Here is a 630-nt window from a genome sequence, read left to right as displayed (position 1 = left end):
TACTCGACGCCGTCGGCGAGGGTGTAGGCCAGTTCCAGGTCGGCCGTCGCCCCGGCCTCCTGCATGTGGTAGCCGGAAATCGAGATCGAGTTGAACTTGGGCATCTCCTTCGAGGTGAAGGAGAAGATGTCCGAGATGATCCGCATCGAGGGCGCGGGCGGATAGATATAGGTGTTCCGCACCATGAATTCTTTCAGGATGTCGTTCTGGATCGTTCCTGAAAGCTTGGAGGCGGGCACGCCCTGTTCTTCCGCCGCGACGATGAACAGGGCCAGGATCGGCAGCACCGCCCCGTTCATGGTCATCGACACGCTCATCTGGTCGAGCGGGATGCCGCTGAACAGGGTGCGCATGTCGAGGATCGAGTCGATGGCGACCCCGGCCATGCCGACGTCGCCCTTCACCCGGTCGTGGTCGCTGTCGTAGCCGCGGTGGGTGGCCAGGTCGAAGGCCACCGACAGGCCCTTCTGGCCGGCGGCGAGGTTGCGGCGATAGAAGGCGTTGGAATCCTCGGCCGTCGAGAAGCCGGCGTACTGGCGCACGGTCCACGGTTGGTTGACATACATGGTCGGGTAGGGGCCGCGCAGATAGGGCGCGATGCCGGGCCATGTATCGAGGAAATCGATGCCC

1 protein-coding gene is annotated in these 630 nt (G+C 63.7%); it reads right to left on the bottom strand.

The window, feature by feature from the left end:
• Positions 1-630 (bottom strand): methylmalonyl-CoA mutase family protein (locus tag D1614_RS28265; protein WP_241558161.1); only part of this gene is annotated, 630 nt, incomplete at both ends.

Origin of the sequence: Maribellus luteus, from assembly GCF_003576475.1 — a bacterium.
GTDB classification, from domain to species: Bacteria; Bacteroidota; Bacteroidia; order Bacteroidales; family Prolixibacteraceae; genus Draconibacterium; species Draconibacterium luteum.
Note: the sequence above shows the minus strand (reverse complement) of the source record. Positions and strands in the feature narration are given on the sequence as shown.